The sequence below is a fragment of the Arthrobacter sp. Z1-9 genome (assembly GCF_054792695.1).
Map to the genome: position 1 here is coordinate 2,035,841 of NZ_CP096456.1, position 20,530 is coordinate 2,056,370.

Below are 20,530 nucleotides of genomic sequence, written 5' to 3' on the forward strand. Positions count from 1 at the left end.
AGGAATTTTGGTGGTTAGGCCTGGACGGCGGCGAGGGAGTCCTTGGCGGCCGCAGCAACTGCTTCTGCGGTGATGCCGAACTCCTGGAAGAGGCGCTTGTAGTCCGCGGAAGCGCCGTAGTGCTCAAGGCTGACGGAACGGCCGGCGTCGCCAACGAATTCCTTCCAGCCCAGGGCCAATCCTGCTTCGACGGACACACGGGCCTTGACGGCGGCGGGGAGCACTGACTCGCGGTAGGCGGCGTCCTGCTTGTTGAACCACTCAACGCAGGGCATGGACACAACACGGGCGGCGATGCCTTCGGCCTGCAGGGCTTCGCGGGCCTGCACGGCAAGCTGGACCTCGGAGCCGGTACCGATCAGGATCACGTCGGCCGGGACGGTGGCGCCGTCCTTGGACGCTTCGGCCAGTACGTAGCCGCCCTTGGCGACGCCGGCAACGGAACCGAACGTGTCGCCGTCGGCTTGGCCTTCGCCGCGTTCCCAGGTGGGGATGTTCTGGCGGGTCAGGACGATGCCGGCCGGGTTGGAGTGGTTTTCCAGCATCGTCTTCCAGGCGACGGCAACTTCGTTGGCGTCACCGGGGCGGACCACGTCCAGGCCCACGATGGCGCGCAGCGAGGCGAGCTGTTCCACCGGCTGGTGGGTGGGGCCGTCCTCGCCGAGGCCGATGGAGTCGTGCGTCCAGACGTACAGCGACGGGACCCCCATCAGGGCGCCGAGGCGGATGGCGGGCCGCTGGTAGTCGCTGAAGATCAGGAACGTGCCGGAGAACGCGCGGGTCCGGCCGTGCAGGCTGATGCCGTTCACGATCGAGGCTGCGGCGTGCTCGCGGATGCCGAAGTGCAGGACGCGGCCGTACGGGTTGCCCTTCCAGGCATCGGTCTGCTTGGACGCGGGAACGAACGACGGCGAGCCCTCGATGGTGGTGTTGTTGGACTCTGCGAGGTCGGCCGAGCCGCCCCACAGTTCGGGCAGGACCGGGCCCAGGGCGTTCAGGACCTTGCCCGAGGCGGCACGGGTGGAGACGTCCTTACCGGCCGGGAAGACCGGAAGGGCTGCGTCAACATCGTTGGGCAGTTCCTTGGCCTCGATGCGCTGCAGCAGGGCCGCGCCTTCCGGGTTGGCTGCCTGCCAGGCGTTGAAGGACTCTTCCCATTCCTTGCGGGCGGCAGCGCCGCGGTCCACGACGGCCCGGGCGTGGGCCAGGACGTCCTGGTCCACATCGAAGGACTTGGCCGGGTCAAAGCCCAGGACTTCCTTCAGTGCTGCGACTTCTTCTGCACCCAGGGCAGAGCCGTGGATCTTGCCGGTGTTCTGCTTCTTCGGTGCCGGGTAGCCGATGATGGTGCGCAGCGACACGATGGAGGGCTTGGACGTTTCAGCCTTGGCCGCGAGGAGCGCGGAGTAGAGCTCCTGGACGTCTTCCTTGTACTCGCCGGTCTTGGTCCAGTCCACGCGCTGGACGTGCCAGCCGTAGGCCTCGTAGCGCTTCAGGACATCCTCGGTGAACGCGATGTCGGTGTCGTCCTCGATGGAGATGTGGTTCTCGTCGTAGACAACGACGAGGTTGCCCAGTTCCTGGTGGCCGGCCAGCGAGGAAGCCTCGGCCGTGACGCCTTCCTGGAGGTCGCCGTCGGAGGCAATGACCCAGATGGTGTGGTCGAACGGGCTGGTACCCGGGGCGGCGTCGGCGTCGAAGAGGCCGCGCATCCGGCGCTGGGAGTAGGCGAAGCCCACCGAGGACGCCAGGCCCTGGCCCAGCGGGCCGGTGGTGATCTCCACGCCGGCGGTGTGCTTGTACTCAGGGTGGCCCGGAGTCAGCGAACCCCAGGTCCGCAGCGCCTCCAGGTCCTTCAGCTCCAGGCCGTAGCCGGAAAGGAACAGCTGGATGTAAAGGGTCAGCGAGGTGTGGCCCGGGGACAGGACAAAGCGGTCACGGCCCAGCCAGTCAGGATTCCGCGGGTCGTGCCGCATCAGCTTCTGGAAAAGGAGGTACGCGGCCGGCGCCAGGCTCATTGCCGTTCCCGGGTGGCCGTTGCCCACCTTCTCCACGGCATCTGCTGCAAGCACGCGGATAGTATCCACCGCGCGCTCGTCCAGGCTGGTCCAAGACAGTTCTTGCTCTTCCAAATGTGGCACGAAAACCGGGCCCCTCTCTGTGCTGATGGCAGATGGCACACCGGATCCGTATGGAGGCACGCTGTGTGGCGCCCGCTGCGGTGTGTACCAGCCGTTCACCATCGAAACGTTGATCTTTTACTCAGCCACTGGCCAGCTCGGGAATGCGTTTTCCACTGCTTCCTTGCTGCGTGCTGATCTGGTGACAGCTTAGCTCTATTCCACTCTGCGGGCGGCCGAAATCTCACCTTTTGGACGCAATTTCGCCTTATGTGAATCCCTCTGAAGTGAGGTTGAGTTAATCTGCTCGAATCGATGCGCGAGCGATCATCAGCACCAAATGACGGGCCGTTGGGAGGGATCCGGCACGGTATGATATTTGGAGGCCAGCGCCGGGTGGCGGACCTTTTTAGCTCCTGCGACTCCCGGGCATGACGTGAATCAACGACTACGGTTCCGCCGGCGCCCGGACGGGCGGGCCGCATGACACAGCTGGACAGCCAGACAGAACTGCCAACAGAACGGGTGACTGCCACCGTGAGCACAACAGATACGCCGCTGAACGCATCCCGGGCAACAAGCGCCGGGATTGCCCGTAAGGCCAAGGCGTATCTTGCCCTCACCAAGCCCCGCGTGATTGAGCTGCTGCTGGTGAGCACACTGCCCACCATGATCTATGCGGAGCGCGGCTTCCCCTCGATCGGGCTTATCCTTGCCACGCTGGTGGGCGGCGCCTTCGCCGCCGGAAGTGCCGGAGCGTTCAACTGCTACATCGACCGCGACATCGACAAGCTGATGCACCGCACCGAGAATCGTCCCCTGGTTACCGGCGAGGTCACCCCGCGTGAGGCGCTGGTCTTCTCCTGGCTTCTGGGCGCGGCCGCCATCGCCATCCTCTGGTTCGGCGCCAATCCGCTGTCCGCCTGGCTCGGGCTGGGCGCCATCTTCTTCTACGTGGTGATCTACACAATCATCCTCAAGCGCCGTACCGCACAGAACATTGTGTGGGGCGGTGCGGCGGGGTGCTTCCCGGTGCTGATTGCCTGGGCGGCTGTCACCAACTCGGTGGAATGGCCGGCCGTCATTCTCTTTATGGTGATTTTCCTCTGGACGCCCCCGCATTACTGGCCCCTGTCCATGCGCTATGGAGAGGACTACCGCAACGCCAAGGTCCCCATGCTTGGGGCCATCGCCGGCGCCAAGGTGGTCTCCGTGCAGGTGGTCCTTTACGCGTGGGCCATGGTGGCGTGTTCGCTCCTGATGGTTCCCGCCGGCGGGGCCGGCTGGGTCTACACGGCCACCGCCGTTCTGGCCGGCGCCTGGTTCCTGTACGAGTCCCACGCCCTGTACAACCGGGCCCAGCGCGAGGACATCTCCGACAAGCGGGCCATGAAGGTCTTCCACGGCTCCATCAGCTACCTCACCCTGCTCTTCATTGCCCTGGCGGTTGACCCCTTTATTGGACCTGCCGTCATGGCGGGCTGACCAGTACAGCCAGCTTCAACCCCTCAGCACCCCTGCGACGCTCCATCACCTTTCGCAGGTTCTCCATGACGCTCCATCACCTTTCGCAGGTTCTCCAGGACGCCCCATCACCTTTCGAGCCAAATACACAAACCCTCTCTCATCTGTTGGTGAAAGAGGGTTTGTTGTTTGGCCCGCAGCATCTGGTGGGGGGTTTCGGGAAGAGCTGCGGGATCTGGTGGGGCGTTTCGGGAAGGGCTGCGGGAAGCCTGCCGATCGGGAGATCGGCAGGCTTCCTTTTGGGATGGTTTCTGTCCAAGTTACCGGATGTCCGAAGGATGGGCAGAAGTACCGCCCTGGACCTAGCTGATGGCGGTCATGATGTTCCAGCCCGGGCCGACCTGGATCCGGCGGTCGTAGAGGCCGGTGCCGGTGCCGGTGTAGGTCCAGAGGATCCCGTCCCGGTCACGGGCAGTGAGGTCGGCTTTGCCGTCACCGTTGATGTCTCCGGTGGAACTGATGGCGGTCATGACGTTCCAGCCTGGGCCGACTTGGATCCGGCGGTCGTAGAGGCCGGTGCCGGTGCCGGTGTAGGTCCAGAGGATCCCGTCCCGGTCACGGGCCGTCAGGTCGGCCTTGCCGTCACCGGTAAGGTCTCCGGTGGAACTGATGGCGGTCATGACGTTCCAGCCCGGGCCGACTTCGATCCGGCGGTCATAGAGGCCGGTGCCGGTGCCGGTGTAGGTCCAGAGGGTGCCATTGCTGTCGCGGGCCGTCAGGTCAGCTTTGCCGTCACCGGTAAGGTCTCCGGCGGAACTGATGGCGGTCATAACGTTCCAGCCCGGGCCCACCTGGATCCGGCGGTCGTAAAGGCCGGTACCGGTGCCGGTATACGTCCAGAGAATCCCGTCCCGGTCACGGGCAGTCAAGTCGGCTTTGCCATCACCGGTAAGGTCCCCCGCAGCGCTGATCGCCGTCATAACGTTCCAGCCCGGACCGACTTCGATCCGGCGGTCGTAGAGGCCGGTGCCGGTGCCGGTGTAGGTCCAGAGGGTGCCATTGCTGTCGCGGGCAGTCAGGTCCGCCTTGCCATCACCGGTCACGTCCCTCGCTACAGTCGCCGGCACAGTCGGAACGGTCGGGACACCCTGGGTGGTTGCCAGCTTACCCATGAGGGAGAACTGGTCAGTTGTCAGATTGAGTCCGGCGCCGGTGACGGAGAAGTTATTGTAACCAAAGGGGCTTCCCACCACTGTGTGCTCCTCGTCGGGGTCGCCGAGGTAGCCTTCCGGTCGGGCTGGAGCGGCCTGGGGGTCCCACATGAGGAAAGGCCCGATGTTGCTCTTCAGGGGTGTATTGAAGTTTTCGATGGCCGGCGTGATGTCTTCAACGAGTCTGCCGTCCCCTGAGGCGTCGGTATCAATGGTGATGGTGCCGTAGGGGTGCCGGAACTCCAGCGTAGAGTTGGCAGGCCCTCCCTCGACGGCAACCCTCTGGCGTCCGAAGACCACTTGGTCCCCGGCAGTAACGGAATTTGCGAATGCGGCCTCCAGAGCCAGGACCAGGACCGCCCGGCCTCCTCCGGGAAGATCCAGATCGGAGCCGGCAAGCATGTAAAACGCTTCCTCCGGGAAATTCTCCGGGAACGATATCGGTGCGCCTTCGTTGGGGATGTCTCCCGGAAGGAACCCACACAGGGGGTTCGCACCGTCCAGGCATAACTCAAGTCGGGTGCCGGTGCTGTCCTCGTACCAGGACGGGAACCCGTTGGCGGGATTCACAGGACCGACTGCGGTAATTTTCCCCGGATTTTTCAGCGTTACTTGGGTGGCTGCCACTGCAGTGCTCACACCGGTGGCCGCCAGCACCAAGGCAGTAGCCGCGGCGAGGCACCGACGCGCCTTCCGCTGTTTAGTCATAGGCGGACCTGAACGAAGAGGAATATTGATATTCATCTCGTACTCCTAAGTTGAACGGTTGGTAGTAACACTGTGGGTGTTCCACGCTGGGAAAAGATGTGGATGCAGTGTGTAAAACCGTGTAAAACCTTGTCACGCGTTTCGTCGGCACGCCGGAAAGCTTGGAGCCAGCTGTCATGGCAATCCTGGCTGTACTAAACGAGGAGGATTCCAGTTGGGGGGTGGGGGCAGCCTGGAAGCCGCGTCCAGTACAACTACCGGGCCAGACCGTGCTGTGATCAGGCTTTTTCGGTTGCAGCCCGCTGCAGGACACCAAGTCCCCGGGGGCCTTGGGGAAACCTCCAAGGTTTCGCTGCCAAGGATTCCCCAAGGTTGCACCATATGCTGTTCAGGTTCTGACGGCGGCCGTAACGGGATTAGTGCCCTCGGGCGGGCGAAATGAAAAAAGGCAATGCGTGGTACCGGTGGCCCCAATGCCTTTCCCGGCGCCAAATTCGACCGTTTACTGACGCATCAAGAACCCGAGGTGCGCAGCACCTTCGGGCATTTGACAAAGTATTCCCGTGAACGGCTCCCCGGACGGGTTCGCTCACCACTACGCGCGGAAGACCGGGCAGAACCGGGCAGCCGCCGGCGTCAAGGAGACGAAGTGATGCTACAGCGCCTACTCCACAGGGCTGGACCGGGCGATATCCCACGCATTGGTTGCGGCCGCCATCAGCAGCGCGGCCCCCAGCATATGGGCGGCCACCAGCAGCGCGGGAATGCCGTTGTAGTACTGGGTGAACCCGATGACGGCCTGCAGGACCGTAACTCCCAGGAGCCCAAGGACCGCGGTACGGAAGGGCCCGGTGATCCGGCGCAGGAACACCAGCGCGAGTGCCACGAAGGTTCCAGCGGTGATGAGGTAGGCCGGCACGGCGTGGATGTGGGAGAACAGGTCCCAGTCCAGCCCGTTGCGGGGAGCGTCGGCGTCGCCCGCGTGCGGACCGGCTCCGGTCACCACCACGCCGAGCATCACGGCAAGCGCGGAGAAGAGCGCGACGGCGGCGGTCACCGGACGCATGACGCCCGGCAGTGCGGCATGGGAGGCGGTCCGGAACCGGCCTGTCCGGCCAAAGGCGCGATTAACCAGAAGCGTGGCGAATACCACCAGCGCCATGGACACCAGGAAGTGCAGGCCAACCACCCAGGGGTTGAGGTTGGTCAGGACTGTGATGCCGCCGATCACGGCCTGGGCAGGGATGCTGGCCAGCAGGCCGAGGGCCAGCAGGAAAAGGTCCCGGCGCTCCTTGCGGAGGTTCCACAGGTACACCAGCATCAGGGCGGCGACGGCGGCAAGGGCGAAAGTGAGGAGCCGGTTACCGAATTCGATAAACCCGTGAATGCCCATTTCCGGTGTGTTCACCAGTGAAGTGTCCGTGCAGCGCGGCCAGGTGGGGCAGCCCAGGCCGGAGGCCGTCAGCCGCACGGCTCCGCCGGTGACCACCAGGAGGGTCTGGCCGATCAGGGAGGCAACCGCCAGGCGGCGGATCCGGACGTCCACGCTGCGGGGCAGCCGGGACGACAGGCGGTTAACAAACTGGGGGAGGCGTGCAGCCGTGCTCACGGATATCTCAATTCCACTTGAACCAACGGATGGCTGCTGCCCCGGCGACGACTGTCCAAAGCAGCAGGATGATGGTGGCGCCGCCGTTAAGCGTGCCGGCAAGGAAAGCCTCACGCAGGGATTCACCCAGCGCGCCGGAAGGCAGGAACTCCACCATTGCCTGGACGCCGGCAGGCAGGCGTTCCGCCGGGAGGACGATTCCGCCCAGTGCGCCAAGCAAAATCCAGAGGAGGTTGGTGATGGCCAGCGTGGCTTCCGGCCGGACCGTCCCCGCCACCAGCAGCCCCAGTGCGGTAAAGGCGGCGGCGCCCAGTGCCAGGAGGAACAGGCCGGGAACCCAGCCGGCTGCCCGGGGTTGCCATCCCAAGGACAGGGCAACCGCAGTGACGGCTGCCACCTGCAGGCAGAGGACGGCCAGGACCGACAACGCTTTGCCGGCGATCAGCCCGCCGCGACCCAGGGGAGTGGTGGACAGGAAGCGGAGCACGCCGTAGCGGCGGTCGAAGCCGGTGGCGATGCCCTGGCCGGTGAATGCCGTGGACATGGCGCACAGGGCAAGGATCCCGGGTACGGCGACGTCGATCCGGCTGCCCCCGAATCCGTCCAGGAACGGAGTCACGGTGAGGCCGACAAGCGCCAGGAGCGGCAGCACCACCGCCAGGATCAGCTGTTCGCCGTTCCGTAGCATGGCTAAAGCCTCGTACTTGCCCTGCAGCAGAACGCGGCGCAGCAGCGAGGCAGGCTCCTGCCGGCCGGAAATGCCGCCCAGGGCGGCGACTGAAGTATCGCCCAAAGCATCTCCGGCAGCGCCGGACGGTGTCCCGTTCATCGGATGTCCTTTCCCGAAATATCCAGAAAGACGTCTTCAAGGCTACGCGCCTGCAGGCTCATCGAAGCGGGCATGATGTCGTGCGCCTCCCACCACCTGGCCAGTGCTGCCAGGTGCCCCGGTGTCAGGCTGCCCGTGACTGAGTAGCTCCCGGCGCGGTTCTCGGAGATGTCAATGCCTTCCGGCAGAAGCCCGGAAAAATCCAGCCCTGGGCGCGCTTCGAACTCAAGCGTTCGGATGTGTTCGGACCCTGTTTCCACGGCAGGATTGCGCTGGAGCAGCTCCTGGACGGTGCCCTCCGCCACGTTCCGGCCGCCGTCGATGATGTAAACGTAGTCAGCCAGCCGCTGGGCGTCGTCCATCAGGTGCGTGGTGAGGATGATGCCCATCCCCGCATCCCGTAGCTCGGAAATGAGGTCGAACACCAGTTGCCGGGACTGCGGGTCCAAGCCGGCGCTTGGTTCGTCCAGGAACAGGACCTCCGGCCGGCCGACCAGCGCAGCGGCGAGGGCCAGGCGCTGCTTCTGCCCGCCGGAGAGCCGGCGGACCGTGGTCCTGCTGAAGGCGCCGATGCCCAGCCGTTCCATCAAGTCGTCCACGGGCCAGGGGCGTGCGTAAAGCCCGGCAATATGCCGCAGCAAGGGAACGGGCCTGGACGACGGCGGCAGCCCGCCGTCCTGGAGCATGACGCCTACGCGGGACCGCAGTTCCGCCCCCGCAGTCGCGGGGTCGTACCCCAGCAGGGAGATTGTGCCGCCGCTTCGCTTTTGAAGGCCCTGGGCACATTCAAGCGTGGTGGTTTTCCCGGCACCATTGGCCCCTAGGAGGGCGGTGACCTGACCCCGCTCGGCGACGAGGGAGACCCCGCTCACCACCCGGAGCATCTTTCCGTCCAGGCTCCCAAGCGGGCCTACATCCTTAACTAGCCCGCTGATGGACAGAACCGGGGAATGGGGGGATCGCACCCCAGTATTCTACGGGACGTAGTATTTTCCGCCGTCCGCACCGGAGCCTGCTGAGGTCAGCCTGCCCTTACTGGAGCGGGGGACTAAATTACGACATGATTGTGTTGTGTATTCTATGAGCAATGCTACTGCTGTGCCCTTTGCCGGGCACGGGGCCTCACAGGCTCCCGCAGACCGTGGCCCCCTGGCCGCCGGTCCGGTGGCTGATGCCGATGAGCGCACCCGGGACCGAGTCCTCTCGGCCGTCCTGGAACATGGACCCGTCAGCGCCGCTGAACTCGGCGACCTGCTGGGATTCACTCCGGCGGCGGTCCGGCGGCACTTGGACCATTTATCCCGTGCCGGCGTTATTGAAGTCAAGCGTGTGGCAAAATCCGGCGGCGGGGCAGGCCGTCCCGCACGGCGCTATGTCCTCAGCTCGCAGGGCCAGTCGAGCCTCGGCAACGATTACCTGGACATTGCAGCCCTTGCGCTCCAGCAGCTTCAAAAGGTTGCCGGGCCGGACGCGGTGCGGGCATTCGCCGTCGAGCGCTTCGCCGACATGGAACGCCGTTACGCCCCCGAAATCGACCAGGCGGGCCCGGACATCACTGACCGCGCCAAAGCCTTGGCGGACGCCTTGAGCCGCGACAACTTCGTGGCCTCGGCCGCCTCCATCGAGGCTAAGCCCCCGCTCCCGGCGGCCCTCTCCAGCGTGCAGCTGTGCCAGGGCCACTGCCCCATCCAGCAGCTCGCCGCCCGGTTCCCCGTGTTTTGCGACGTGGAGACCGAAGTGTTCTCGAAGCTGGTGGGCGTGGACGTGCGCCGCCTCTCCACGCTGGCCCGCGGCGGGCACGTCTGCACCACCCACATACCCACAGGCAGGCTGTCTGCCGAACGGCCCATGAGGCCCATGGCAGCCCCCGCCAGCCTGAATGAAGTAAACAACCAGCAGCAAGAAAGGCCGTGATGACGGACCAACTATCAGAGAAAGCGGTAGCCGAAAACACTGTGATCTCGGAGATTCTGGAAAAGAATCCCGAGCTGCACGGCATCGGCAACTACGAGTACGGATGGGCTGACAAGAACGACGTCGGCGCCAACGCACGCCGTGGGCTCAACGAAGAAGTGGTCCGGGACATTTCGGCCAAGAAGAGCGAGCCCGAGTGGATGCTTGACCTGCGCCTCAAGGGCCTGAAGTACTTCGACCGCAAGCCCATGCCCACCTGGGGTGCGGACCTGTCCGGCATTGACTTCGACAACATCAAGTACTTTGTCCGCTCCACCGAGAAGCAGGCTGCCACCTGGGAAGACCTGCCCGAGGACATCAAGAACACCTACGACAAGCTGGGCATCCCCGAGGCCGAAAAGCAGCGCCTCGTGTCCGGCGTCGCCGCCCAGTACGAGTCCGAGGTTGTCTACCACCAGCTGCGTGAGGACCTTGAGAAGCAGGGCGTCATCTTCCTGGACACCGACACCGCGCTGAAGGAACACCCGGAGATCTTCCAGGAGTACTTTGGCACCGTGATCCCGGTGGGCGACAACAAGTTCGCTTCGCTGAACACCTCCGTCTGGTCCGGCGGCTCCTTCGTGTACGTCCCCAAGGGCGTCCACGTAGACATCCCGCTGCAGGCATACTTCCGCATCAACACCGAGAACATGGGCCAGTTCGAGCGGACCCTGATCATCGCCGACGAGGACTCCTACGTCCACTACATCGAAGGCTGCACCGCTCCGATCTACACCTCGGACTCCCTGCACTCTGCAGTGGTGGAGATCATCGTGAAGAAGGGCGCCCGCGTCCGGTACACCACCATCCAGAACTGGTCCAACAACGTGTACAACCTGGTGACCAAGCGTGCCATCTGCGAAGAGGGCGCCACCATGGAATGGGTCGACGGCAACATCGGCTCCAAGGTCACCATGAAGTACCCGGCCGTTTACCTCGTGGGCGAGCACGCCAAGGGAGAAACCCTGTCCATCGCTTTTGCCGGCGAGGGCCAGCACCAGGACACCGGATCCAAGATGGTGCACATCGCGCCGAACACCAAAAGCTCCATCATTTCCAAGTCGGTGGCCCGCGGCGGCGGCCGTGCTGCATACCGCGGCCTGGTACAGGTCCGCGAAGGCGCCAAGCACTCCGCCAACACTGTCCGCTGTGACGCACTGCTGGTGGACACCATCAGCCGCTCCGACACCTACCCGTACATCGACATCCGCGAGGACGACGTTGTGATGGGCCATGAGGCAACTGTTTCCCGGGTCAGCGAAGAGCAGCTCTTCTACCTGATGTCCCGCGGCATGCGCGAAGACGAAGCCATGGCGATGATCGTCCGCGGCTTCATTGAGCCCATTGCCCGCGAGCTCCCCATGGAGTACGCACTTGAGCTGAACCGCCTGATTGAACTGCAGATGGAAGGGTCCGTCGGATAACGATGACTGAAATTACTACTGAAAAGGCACGCATCGGCGCGCCCTCAGCCCAGCCGTTCATCGACGGCTTCACCGAAGAAGGCGAGAGCCTCTCGCCGATCAACGCGGCAGGCTCCAAGGCGCCGCTCGCCGGCGCTTCGGCCAAAAGCCACTCCCACGGCGGCGGCGTCGGCATCCCGGACAGCTCACGCGCCGGCCGGCTGACCTCCTACAAGCTTGCCGACTTCAAGCCGCTCACCGGCATGGAGGAAGACTGGCGCTTCACCCCGCTGAAGCGCCTCCGCGGCCTGCACTCCGAGGTCCTCTCCGGCGCTGCACCCACCGTGGTGGTCACCGGACCCGAGCAGGTCACCGTGGAAAGCGTCAACCGCGACGACAAGCGCATTGGTACCGCCGGTATCCCCGAGGACCGCGTGTCAGCCAACGCTTGGGAAAACTTCGCCGGAGCCACTGTCGTCACCATCCCGGCTGAGTTCGAAGCCCTGACGGAGATCTCCGTCGACATCGAAGGCACCTCCCTCGAGGCAGCCGCCCAGCACCTCGTGATCGTGGCGGAAAAGTTCTCCAAGGCAGTTGTGGTCCTGAACCACAGGGGATCCGCCGTGGTATCGGAAAACGTAGAGATCATCGTGGAAGACGGCGCCAGCCTGACGGTTATCTCACTCCAGGAATGGAACGACGACGCTGTCCACGCCTCCTCCCAGCAGGCAAAGATCGGCCGCGACGCCAAGCTCAAGCACGTGATGGTCAGCCTCGGCGGCGACCTGGTCCGCGTCACGCCGTCGGCACGCTTCACCGCCCCCGGCGGCGAGGCCGAGCTGTTCGGCCTGTACTTCGCCGACGCCGGCCAGCACCTGGAGCAGCGTCTGTTCGTGGACCACGCAGTGCCCAACTGCAAGTCCAACGTGCTCTACAAGGGTGCGCTGCAGGGCCGCAACGCCCACGCCGTCTGGGTTGGTGACGTCCTGATCCGCAAGGAAGCAGAAGGCACCGACACCTACGAGGCCAACCGCAACCTGCTGCTGACCGAGGGCGCCCGCGCCGACTCGGTGCCCAACCTCGAAATCGAGACCGGACTGATCGAGGGTGCAGGCCACGCCAGCGCCACCGGCCGGATGGATGACGAGCACCTGTTCTACCTCATGGCCCGCGGCATCCCGGAGTCGGTGGCCCGCCGCCTGGTGGTCCGCGGCTTCCTGAACGAGATCATCCAGCAGATCAAGGTCCCCTCCATCGAGGAGCGGCTGACCGAGGCTGTTGAGCACGAACTCGCACTGACGGAAAACTAAGGGTACGGGGCACGGGTTTAACGATGACTGACCAGCCAAAGGGCGAGCTTGTCTGCAAGGTGGACGAAATCCAGCTGAAGCAGGCGCTGCGGATCCTGATCGACGACTACCCCGTCGCGATCGTCAAGGACTCCATGGGGGAGATCCACGCAATCGGTGACACCTGCTCGCACGCGGACATCTCCCTGTCCGAGGGCGAAGTGGAGGGCTGCGCCATCGAGTGCTGGGGCCATGGCTCCCAGTTCGACCTGCGCAGCGGGGAACCGTTGCAGCTGCCGGCCTACGATCCCGTTCCGGTGTTCGCCGTCGAGATCCGGGGAGACGAGGTCTACGTGGACTTCACCACCATCCTCAACGGCGCCGAAGCCCCCAACTTCAGCTAGCACCACAGAATTACGAACCAACTTCCAGACAAAGACCGCACCGCAGCCGCCAGGCACGGTGCAGAGGAGAACAAGACACATGTCTACTCTTGAGATCAAGGACCTGCACGTCAGCATTGAGACGGAGCAGGGCACCAAGGAAATCCTGAAGGGCGTCAGCCTGACCATCCGGACCGGGGAAACCCACGCCATCATGGGCCCCAACGGTTCCGGCAAGTCCACGCTGGCCTCCACCATCGCAGGCCACCCGCGGTACAACGTCACCAGCGGTTCCATCACCCTGGACGGCGAAGACGTCCTGGAAATGAGCGTTGACGAGCGTGCCCGCGCCGGCGTCTTCCTGGCCATGCAGTACCCGGTGGAGGTCCCCGGCGTCAGCATGACCAACTTCCTGCGCACCGCCAAGACCGCCATCGACGGCGAAGCCCCCAAGCTGCGCACCTGGACCAAGGACGTCAAGGCTGCCATGGAGCAGCTCCGCATCGACGCCGACTTCGCACAGCGCAACGTCAACGAAGGCTTCTCCGGCGGCGAGAAGAAGCGTGTGGAAATCCTGCAGCTGGAACTCTTCAAGCCCAAGTTCGCCATCCTGGACGAGACCGACTCCGGCCTGGACGTTGACGCGCTGAAGGTTGTTTCAGAGGGCGTCAACCGTGCCCACGCCGAAGGCAAGATGGGCACGCTGCTCATCACGCACTACACGCGGATCCTGCGTTACATCAAGCCTGACTTCGTGCACGTGTTCGTGGACGGCCAGGTTGTTGAGGAAGGCGGCCCCGAGCTGGCCGACCGCCTGGAAGAAGAAGGCTACGACCGCTACGCGAAGGGCGCCGGCGCTGCCGCTGCACCCGCCGCGGCAACGGCCTAGTAAGGACTTTGCCATGACCGAAATCAACGCGTCCCGCACGAGCCTTGAGGACGTCGAAGAGGCGCTGAAGGATGTCATCGACCCTGAGCTGGGCGTTAACATCGTGGACTTGGGGCTGCTGTACGGCCTGAAGTACTCCGATGACGACGGCGCGCTGCTGATCGACATGACCCTGACCACCGCCGCCTGCCCGCTCACCGATGTCCTCGAGGAGCAGGTGGGCCAGGCCCTGGACGGCGTTGTTGACGACTGGCGCCTGAACTGGGTGTGGATGCCGCCATGGGGTCCTGAGCGGATCACGGACGACGGCAAGGACCAGATGCGGGCCCTCGGCTTCAACATCTGATCCCACGCCATAAAACATTAAGTACGACGACGGCCGGTTACCTTCCAAGCGAAGGTAACCGGCCGTCGTCTTACTTAATGCAGAAGCGTCAGGAGTTAGAGCGTCGGTGCCGAGAAGGTGTCGCACTGGTTGATGTCGCCGGTCTCGTAGCCCTGGTAGAACCACCGCTGGCGCTGCTCGCTGGAGCCGTGGGTCCAGGCTTCGGGGGAGACTCGTCCGGTGGCGGCCTCCTGGATCCGGTCATCGCCGACGGCCGAGGCGGCGGACATCGCGTCGTTCAGGTCCTGCGGTGTGAGCGCCTCCAGGAACGGCTCGCCTGCCGGGCCCGGCTGGGTTGACGCGTGTTTGGCCCAGAGCCCTGCATAGCAGTCGGCCTGAAGTTCAACACGCACGGCGCCGGACTCAGGGCCCTGCGGATCCTGCTGCGCACGGTCAAGGTTTCCCAGCACGTTCTGGATGTGGTGCCCGAACTCGTGGGCCACCACATACTCCTGGGCCAGGGGACCGCCGGAGGAACCGAACCGATCCACGAGCTCCTGGAAAAAGCCGGGATCGAAGTAGGCAGTGGTGTCGGCCGGGCAGTAGAACGGGCCCACGGCGCTGGAAGCCGAACCGCAACCTGTGTCGACCCCCTGCTCGAAGATCACTGTCGTCGGCCGCGGGTACTGCACGTTGTACTGCTGCAGATAGGCGGGCCAGAACGCGTTCAGGCTGTTTACGGTGCCGGTGATGCGGCAGTCCACCCGGGCATCAGCATCGGCCCCCCTATCGCAGGCAGGGGCCGTGCCCTGGCTTTGCGGCGCCTGCCCGGCCCCTGCCAGTCCTTCCAGCAACTGCGGGTTGACGCCGAGGAGCGCGGCGATGAGCAGGATGAGCCCGCCGCCGATACCGCCGCCTACCTTCGCTCCGCGGCCCATGCCGCGCCGGTCCTGGACCTGTGAGGGATCCAGCTGCACATTGTCATTGAAACTCATAAAGTCACATTACCCGTGGACCGGAAGCTCAATCCGTGCCGGCCGGTAAAGTTGAACCGATGCCTTTCCTCAACAAAATCCAGCGCTGGGCCGAAGAACGGCCGCACGACACCGCCGTCGTGGTCGCCGGTCAACGCCTGAGCTGGGCGGAACTTCGTGATTCGGCAGCAGCCCTAGTTGGCGAAACGAAGGCCGTGACCGCCCTCTGCGAAGCCAATTCAGCCGATTTCGCCGTAAAGTTAGCTGCCGCGGTGGCCGGCGGGCGCCAGTGCGGCGTCCTTGATCCCACCTGGCCTGCTCCGCTTCAGCAGGACATAGTCCACCGCGTCGAGTCATCGGCGCAGCCTGCCGCAGTGGCTCCGGACGACGAACTTGCCGACGGCCCGGGGGAATCCACGTTCCTCATCGGCCTCACTTCGGGCACCACCTCCGTCCCGAAGGCCTTCACCCGGTCCCGGCGGTCCTGGCAGGAGTCCTTCGACGCGTCCATCGAGTTCTTCGGGCTTCGCCAGGACGATGTCACTCTCGCACCGGGACCGCTGGCAGCCAGCCTTAACCTCTACGCCCTGGCCGAGTGCCTCTACGCGGGCTCAGAATTCCAGACGCTCGAAACGTTCGACGTCGGCGACGTCCATGTGGCCATCACGCACGACCGCGTCACCCGGCTGGTGCTGGTGCCCACCATGCTGAGGATGCTTAGCGAACGTGGACTGGCGGGATGCGTGGACGCCTCCGGGGTCCGCACCATCATCTGCGCCGGCTCGAAACTCGATGCCCGGACCCTCGAAGCTGCCCGCCGCTGGGCCCCGAACGCCACGATCTTCGAGTACTACGGCGCTTCGGAGTTGAGCTTTGTTTCCGGGGCCGGCCTGCCCGCGGGCGAAGAGGCAGCCGTGGGCGGGACCGGCATCGGCCGTCCCTTTCCCGGTGTGGAGGTCAGGATCCTCGATGACTCCGGAGCAGCCCTTCCGGACGGCACCGCCGGCAACATTTGTGTGCGGAGCCCAATGGTCAGCAACGGCTACCTCTGGGGTGACGACGGCCAGGCGCTGAAATCATTTGATGGATGGTTCACGGTGGGGGACCAGGGCTACCTCGAGGCGGGGGAGCTCCACATCCTGGGGCGCCGTTCGGACATGATCCTCACTGCCGGCAGGAACGTGTACCCGCACGAGGTGGAACTGGCGCTGGCGGCCGTGCCGGGCGTCGCCGCGGCTGTGGCCGCCGGGATGCCGGATGACCTGCGGGGCCAGCGTGTGGTTGCCGGCGTTGTCCCGTCCGCCGGTGCTGTTACCGCCACCCAGCTGAAAGCGGGCCTGGAAAACTTCCTGGCCCGCGATAAGTGGCCCCTTCACTACTATTCGGTCAGTGAACTGCCCACGACTGACCGCGGGAAGGTCAGCCGTAACCTGCTGCTGGAGTGGATCAGTTCGCGGGACCACAGGATCACGAACCTTGGCGGCTGAGCTCCTTCCGCCGGACCGCCAGCCCGTCATCATCGCGGCCCGCCGCACCTCGGTATGCCGCACCAACGGAGCGTTGCGGCAGATGCGCGCGCACCAGCTTCTGGCCCCCGTCCTGCGGGAGCTCGTGGCGGGGCCGGGGATGGAGCCGGGGGCTGTTACGGATGTGGTAATCGGCAACGCGGTGGGCGGCGGCGGCAACGTGGCCAGGCTTGCACTGCTGGAAGCAGGCCTGCCCGTTACGGTCCCCGGCCTCACTGTGGACCGGCAGTGCGGCTCGGGCCTGGACGCGATCGTCCTCGCTGCCGGGCTCGTGGCGGCCGGAGGCAACCCGCTGTATCTGGCCGGGGGAGTGGAAAGCACCAGTAGCGCGCCCCTGCGTGCGCACCGGAACGACGACGGCGGGCCGGAGTTTTACGGGCGGGCACAGTTTGTGCCGGACAGCTTCGGTGATCCGGACATGGGTGTAGCCGCAGAAAACGTAGCGCGGAACTTCGGCGTCAGCAGGGATCGGCAGGACGCGTTTGCCCTGCGCAGCCATCGGTTGGCCCTCGCTGCTGCAGAAGCCGGTCATTTCGACGGCGAGCTGGTCCCGGTGCCCGCCGCTGACGGTGCTGTTGCTGTCGACGACGGGCCGAGGCGGGGCCTGGGCGCCGCGGTGATGGCACGGTTCCCGCCCGCCTTCGTGGACGGGGGAACTGTCACCGCCGGAAACTCCTGCTTCGACGCTGACGCTGCCTCCGCCGTCGTCATCACTTCCCTGCAGCGGGCACGGGAATGGGGTGTTCCTGACGGCCTGCTGGTGCTCGGCACCGGCACAGTGGGGGTGGATCCTGAGCTGCTGGGTGTCGGTGCCGCGGCTGCCGCGCGCAACGTGCTCATGGCCGCGGGCGTGACAGCGGAGGAATTGGACCTGGTGGAGTTCAACGAGGCATTCGCGTCGCAGACGCTTGCCTGCCTTGACGAGCTGGCTATTGACGCCGAGCGGGTGAATCTCGACGGCGGGGCGCTGGCCCTCGGGCACGCCTATGGGGCGTCGGGTGCTGTGCTGGTGACCCGCCTGCTGGCCCAGGCACGGAGGGTGGGGACGCCCGGCAGTCTTGCGCTGGCCATGATCAGCATCGCCGGCGGAATGGGTACCGCCGCCCTGCTGCAGTACGAGCGGCTCTAGGGCGCTCTCCCGGGAGCTTAGTCTTCGGCGTCGCCCAAGCCGCGGGCGGCGAGCGCTTCGCCCGTCTGCCGGGCGAAGGCCACCGAGGTGATGAACACCGGCAGGATCAGGGCGCGGGGATTGCGCTCCAGCCCCCGGGCCCGTGCCGAATCCCGGACGTCGGCGAATGTTCCGGCGATGTAGGGGATGCTCCGCAGCATGATGCCGATGGTGAGGGCAAACCGCTCGGGGTCCGCGCCGAACCGCCGGAAGGGGGTGGCCGCTTTGACCACTCCGTCCAGCAGCAGCTGTACCGGAGTGCTGGCGGTCAGCAGCGACGCCGCCACCACACACACCAGGATGTTCAGTACGATCCGGGCAGCGGTTGGTGCTCCCAGCTGCCACCACTGGAAGAGTCCGATCACCAGCAGGACGGCCGCGAGCGGACGGATGGCGGCCCAGAGGCGTTTCAGGCCGGCACCTGCCAGCAGGAAGAGGCCGACGAGCCCGCCCAGAACTGCCAGCGAAACCCGCCAGTCGATGATGATGAACGAGGCCAGCCCGCAAGCGAAGACCAGGAGGAACTTCAGCGCCAGCGGCGCCCGGTGAATGAAGGAGTTGCCCGGCACGTAGTTGGCCAGGAGGAAACCGTGGCCCCTCATCGGCTGGCCGGTCCTTGAGCTTGAAGACCCCTCATGCACAAGGCCCGGTACGCTGCCAAGGCCTGAGCGGGGCCGCCGTCGAACGTGACTTTTCCCTGTTCGATGACGAGCACCCGGTCCATTTCCAGGGCGAGGTCCAGGTCGTGGGTGGACATGATGATCTGCTGGTCCAGTCCGGACAGGGTCCGGCGGAGGAGTTCGCGGTTGCGGAGGTCAAGGAGGGTGGACGGCTCGTCCAGGACCAGCACCGCTGGGTCCACCGCGAGCACGGCGGCGAGCGCCATGAGTTGGCGTTCACCGCCGGAGAGCTCGTAGATGCTCTGGTCCGCCAGGTGCAGGAGCCCCAGGCGTTCCAGCGCCGCCTCGGCCCTGTTGCGGCGCTCGGCGCCGTTCTTGACGGAGCGGCGGAGTGACAATTCCACGTCCTCACGGCCGGTGGGCATGACCAGCTGGGACAGGGGATCTGTGAAGACAAAGCCGACGCTCCGGCGCACTTTACGCACGGCACGGACTGTATCGTCGCCGTCGACGGAGACCGTCCCCGCCGTTGGCTGGACGAGGCCGTTGACCAGGCGCAGCAGCGTGGATTTCCCGGAGCCGTTGGCGCCGATAACGCCGACGCGCCGTTCCTCAAGCCGGAGGTGGACCCCGTTGAGCAGGACTTTGGGCTCAGGGGCGTGGTCCGTCTCGACGGCGACGGTCACCTGGTCGAAGGTCACTGCGGGCATGGGTTAGTTCCTTAGGCCTTCGCGGGCTGGGTGACATTCCGCCGCGCGCGGCGCACCAGGATGTCCGGGAAGGCGCGGTGGAGGGCGACGGCGATGACTGCCGCCAGGATGTTCTTGATGATGTCTCCCGGGTAGAAGACGACGTCGCTCAGGAAGGCCTGTTCGAGGGTGGCCTTGGTGTTCAGTGCGATGCCCGCGACGCCCAGTGAGTGCACAATCACAACGCTGGTGACAGTGGCGGAAAGGAACAGCCACAGGGCCCGGGCTTTGGTGGTCCGGCGGATCACCACTGTGGCCAGCCATCCTACGATGCCCGCGGCGATGGGGAAGGCGATGATGTAGCCGGCGGAGGGACCGGCAAGGATGCCCAGGCCGCTGCGGCCCTGGCTGAAGATGGGCAGGCCGGCGAGGCCCAGCAGGACGTAGAGTCCGACGGCGGCGAAGCCCCTCCCCGGGCCCAGCACCAGGCCGGTGAGCATCACGGCAAGGGTCTGGAAGGTGATGGGCACGCCGAAGCCGTTGACGGCCAGTCCGGGCACCAGCGCCGCGCCGGCGACGAGGGCGGCGAAGACGGCGATCAGTCCAAGGTCGGTGGCGTTCCACCGGCGGCGCCCGGTGTTCAGGGTGTTTTTGACGGCAGTGTCAGTGTTGCTCATGGCAGTCCTGTCGGGGTTGTACAAGCGGAATCTGTTGTACTGCCGACGTTACTGCGGTGGGACTGACTCTATTTTGTAGGGGGTCTACTAAAGCCGGGGCCGGCCGCTGAGGTTTGGGCACAACCGTGCTCTGGTCTGGGATGCACTACTGCTCGGGCTTGGGTCGCTTGGCCTCTGCGGCTGCTTCCTTGATACGGGCGCGGTCGAGTGCGCGGTAGACAGTGGAGCGTCCTACCGAAAACAGTTCCGCCAGCTCGGACGTGGTGTGTTCGCCGTTGGCATGCAATTGGACCAGGAGTGCTTCCTGTTTGGGGGAAAGCTTGGGCTTTTTTCCCCGTAGCCGGCCTTTGGCCTTGGCAATCTTCATCCCTTCCTTGGTTCGTAACCTGATGAGGTCACCTTCGAATTCGGCAACCATGGCGAGGACATTGAACAGGAGCTTGCCCATGGGGTCCGTGGGATCGTAAACGGAGCCGCCGATACTGAGCTTTACTTCCCTTGCCGCTAAATCGTCAGCAATTTGGTAGACGTCCCTTACCGAGCGGGCGAGGCGATCGAGTTTGGTGACGATGAACGTGTCCCCGGCTCTCCATTTGTGAGTGCAGCAGCGTTGAAGCCAGCCGGTTCGCCATCCTGAACGGAGGGCGGACCGGCTGGCATTACCGCTGTTCACGCCGGAGGGCGTACCGGCAG

At 65.1% G+C, this 20,530-nt stretch carries 19 protein-coding genes; 9 read left to right on the forward strand and 10 right to left on the reverse strand.

What is annotated here, in order from left to right; translation table 11 throughout:
• Positions 1-14 precede the first annotated feature (14 nt).
• Positions 15-2,132 carry a transketolase gene (gene tkt / locus M1D93_RS09320; RefSeq protein WP_461174979.1) on the reverse strand — a complete coding sequence of 706 codons (2,118 nt, stop codon included), beginning with the start codon at positions 2,130-2,132 and terminating at the stop codon, positions 15-17.
• A 513-nt stretch (positions 2,133-2,645) separates the two neighbouring features.
• On the opposite strand from tkt, the gene M1D93_RS09325 reads away from it, so the two are divergent.
• Complete coding sequence (locus M1D93_RS09325) at positions 2,646-3,605, forward strand: heme o synthase (RefSeq protein ID WP_461174980.1); 960 nt, start codon at positions 2,646-2,648, stop codon at positions 3,603-3,605.
• Positions 3,606-3,946: 341 nt separating this feature from the next.
• Here the strand turns inward: M1D93_RS09325 and M1D93_RS09330 are convergent, their stop codons facing one another.
• The 4 genes from M1D93_RS09330 to M1D93_RS09345 form a co-directional block, all read right to left on the reverse strand.
• Complete coding sequence (locus M1D93_RS09330) at positions 3,947-5,503, reverse strand: FG-GAP repeat domain-containing protein (RefSeq protein WP_461174805.1); 1,557 nt, start codon at positions 5,501-5,503, stop codon at positions 3,947-3,949.
• A gap of 664 nt (positions 5,504-6,167) precedes the next feature.
• The gene (locus M1D93_RS09335) at positions 6,168-7,112 is read right to left on the reverse strand and encodes a COX15/CtaA family protein (RefSeq protein WP_461174806.1); all 945 of its coding nucleotides are present in this window, start codon (positions 7,110-7,112) and stop codon (positions 6,168-6,170) included.
• A 7-nt stretch (positions 7,113-7,119) separates the two neighbouring features.
• Positions 7,120-7,941: an ABC transporter permease gene (locus tag M1D93_RS09340; protein WP_461174807.1), complete on the reverse strand. Its 822-nt coding sequence runs from the start codon at positions 7,939-7,941 to the stop codon at positions 7,120-7,122.
• Positions 7,938-8,906 (reverse strand): ABC transporter ATP-binding protein, encoded by a 969-nt coding sequence (locus tag M1D93_RS09345; RefSeq protein WP_461174808.1) that lies wholly within the window; start codon positions 8,904-8,906, stop codon positions 7,938-7,940. The genes M1D93_RS09340 and M1D93_RS09345 overlap by 4 nt, the downstream gene beginning before the upstream one ends.
• Positions 8,907-9,021: 115 nt before the next feature.
• Here M1D93_RS09345 and M1D93_RS09350 point away from each other — a divergent pair, with 115 nt between their 5' ends.
• From M1D93_RS09350 to M1D93_RS09375, 6 genes are all read left to right on the forward strand, one after another.
• A complete protein-coding gene (locus M1D93_RS09350; RefSeq protein ID WP_461174809.1) occupies positions 9,022-9,855 on the forward strand; it encodes a helix-turn-helix transcriptional regulator in 834 nt (277 codons plus the stop codon).
• On the forward strand, positions 9,855-11,318 hold the full coding sequence (gene sufB, locus M1D93_RS09355) for a Fe-S cluster assembly protein SufB (protein WP_461174810.1): 1,464 nt from the start codon (positions 9,855-9,857) through the stop codon (positions 11,316-11,318). Before M1D93_RS09350 ends, sufB begins: the two co-directional genes overlap by 1 nt.
• A 2-nt stretch (positions 11,319-11,320) precedes the next feature.
• Entirely contained in the window at positions 11,321-12,607 is a 1,287-nt protein-coding gene (gene sufD / locus M1D93_RS09360) for a Fe-S cluster assembly protein SufD (RefSeq protein ID WP_461174811.1), read from the forward strand.
• A gap of 23 nt (positions 12,608-12,630) precedes the next feature.
• Positions 12,631-12,990 carry a non-heme iron oxygenase ferredoxin subunit gene (locus tag M1D93_RS09365; RefSeq protein ID WP_461174812.1) on the forward strand — a complete coding sequence of 120 codons (360 nt, stop codon included), beginning with the start codon at positions 12,631-12,633 and terminating at the stop codon, positions 12,988-12,990.
• A 79-nt stretch (positions 12,991-13,069) separates the two neighbouring features.
• The gene (sufC, locus tag M1D93_RS09370; RefSeq protein ID WP_461174813.1) at positions 13,070-13,858 is read left to right on the forward strand and encodes a Fe-S cluster assembly ATPase SufC; all 789 of its coding nucleotides are present in this window, start codon (positions 13,070-13,072) and stop codon (positions 13,856-13,858) included.
• 13 nt (positions 13,859-13,871) lie between these two features.
• Positions 13,872-14,204 carry a metal-sulfur cluster assembly factor gene (locus tag M1D93_RS09375; protein ID WP_458778629.1) on the forward strand — a complete coding sequence of 111 codons (333 nt, stop codon included), beginning with the start codon at positions 13,872-13,874 and terminating at the stop codon, positions 14,202-14,204.
• A 95-nt stretch (positions 14,205-14,299) separates the two neighbouring features.
• Here the strand turns inward: M1D93_RS09375 and ypfJ are convergent, their stop codons facing one another.
• A complete protein-coding gene (gene ypfJ / locus M1D93_RS09380) occupies positions 14,300-15,178 on the reverse strand; it encodes a KPN_02809 family neutral zinc metallopeptidase (protein ID WP_461174814.1) in 879 nt (292 codons plus the stop codon).
• Between the two features lie 59 nt (positions 15,179-15,237).
• Between ypfJ and M1D93_RS09385 the strand changes: the two genes are divergently transcribed.
• Both M1D93_RS09385 and M1D93_RS09390 read left to right on the forward strand, forming a co-directional pair.
• Entirely contained in the window at positions 15,238-16,644 is a 1,407-nt protein-coding gene (locus tag M1D93_RS09385) for a class I adenylate-forming enzyme family protein (RefSeq protein WP_461174815.1), read from the forward strand.
• Positions 16,634-17,812, forward strand: coding sequence for a thiolase family protein (locus tag M1D93_RS09390; protein ID WP_461174816.1), 1,179 nt, complete (start codon positions 16,634-16,636; stop codon positions 17,810-17,812). The genes M1D93_RS09385 and M1D93_RS09390 overlap by 11 nt, the downstream gene beginning before the upstream one ends.
• 17 nt (positions 17,813-17,829) lie before the next feature.
• Here the strand turns inward: M1D93_RS09390 and M1D93_RS09395 are convergent, their stop codons facing one another.
• The 4 genes from M1D93_RS09395 to M1D93_RS09410 all read right to left on the reverse strand — a co-directional run bounded on the left by M1D93_RS09395 (position 17,830) and on the right by M1D93_RS09410 (position 20,510).
• Positions 17,830-18,453 (reverse strand): energy-coupling factor transporter transmembrane component T family protein, encoded by a 624-nt coding sequence (locus tag M1D93_RS09395; RefSeq protein WP_461174817.1) that lies wholly within the window; start codon positions 18,451-18,453, stop codon positions 17,830-17,832.
• The gene (locus tag M1D93_RS09400; protein WP_461174818.1) at positions 18,450-19,181 is read right to left on the reverse strand and encodes an energy-coupling factor ABC transporter ATP-binding protein; all 732 of its coding nucleotides are present in this window, start codon (positions 19,179-19,181) and stop codon (positions 18,450-18,452) included. The genes M1D93_RS09395 and M1D93_RS09400 overlap by 4 nt, the downstream gene beginning before the upstream one ends.
• Positions 19,182-19,192: 11 nt before the next feature.
• Entirely contained in the window at positions 19,193-19,837 is a 645-nt protein-coding gene (locus tag M1D93_RS09405) for a biotin transporter BioY (RefSeq protein ID WP_461174819.1), read from the reverse strand.
• A 145-nt stretch (positions 19,838-19,982) separates the two neighbouring features.
• Complete coding sequence (locus tag M1D93_RS09410) at positions 19,983-20,510, reverse strand: recombinase family protein (RefSeq protein WP_461174820.1); 528 nt, start codon at positions 20,508-20,510, stop codon at positions 19,983-19,985.
• Between the last annotated feature and the right edge of the window lie 20 nt (positions 20,511-20,530).

Bases quoted from the DNA above. Each gene is read 5' to 3' on its own strand.
- sufB (WP_461174810.1), top strand. From the start codon at position 9,855: ATGACGGACCAACTATCAGAGAAAGCGGTAGCCGAAAACACTGTGATC.
- ypfJ (WP_461174814.1), bottom strand. From the start codon at position 15,178: ATGAGTTTCAATGACAATGTGCAGCTGGATCCCTCACAGGTCCAGGAC.
- M1D93_RS09365 (WP_461174812.1), top strand. From the start codon at position 12,631: ATGACTGACCAGCCAAAGGGCGAGCTTGTCTGCAAGGTGGACGAAATC.
- M1D93_RS09375 (WP_458778629.1), top strand. From the start codon at position 13,872: ATGACCGAAATCAACGCGTCCCGCACGAGCCTTGAGGACGTCGAAGAG.
- M1D93_RS09405 (WP_461174819.1), bottom strand. From the start codon at position 19,837: ATGAGCAACACTGACACTGCCGTCAAAAACACCCTGAACACCGGGCGC.
- M1D93_RS09385 (WP_461174815.1), top strand. From the start codon at position 15,238: ATGCCTTTCCTCAACAAAATCCAGCGCTGGGCCGAAGAACGGCCGCAC.
- M1D93_RS09330 (WP_461174805.1), bottom strand. From the start codon at position 5,503: ATGACTAAACAGCGGAAGGCGCGTCGGTGCCTCGCCGCGGCTACTGCC.
- M1D93_RS09395 (WP_461174817.1), bottom strand. From the start codon at position 18,453: ATGAGGGGCCACGGTTTCCTCCTGGCCAACTACGTGCCGGGCAACTCC.
- M1D93_RS09340 (WP_461174807.1), bottom strand. From the start codon at position 7,941: ATGAACGGGACACCGTCCGGCGCTGCCGGAGATGCTTTGGGCGATACT.
- M1D93_RS09400 (WP_461174818.1), bottom strand. From the start codon at position 19,181: ATGCCCGCAGTGACCTTCGACCAGGTGACCGTCGCCGTCGAGACGGAC.
- sufD (WP_461174811.1), top strand. From the start codon at position 11,321: ATGACTGAAATTACTACTGAAAAGGCACGCATCGGCGCGCCCTCAGCC.
- sufC (WP_461174813.1), top strand. From the start codon at position 13,070: ATGTCTACTCTTGAGATCAAGGACCTGCACGTCAGCATTGAGACGGAG.
- M1D93_RS09350 (WP_461174809.1), top strand. From the start codon at position 9,022: ATGAGCAATGCTACTGCTGTGCCCTTTGCCGGGCACGGGGCCTCACAG.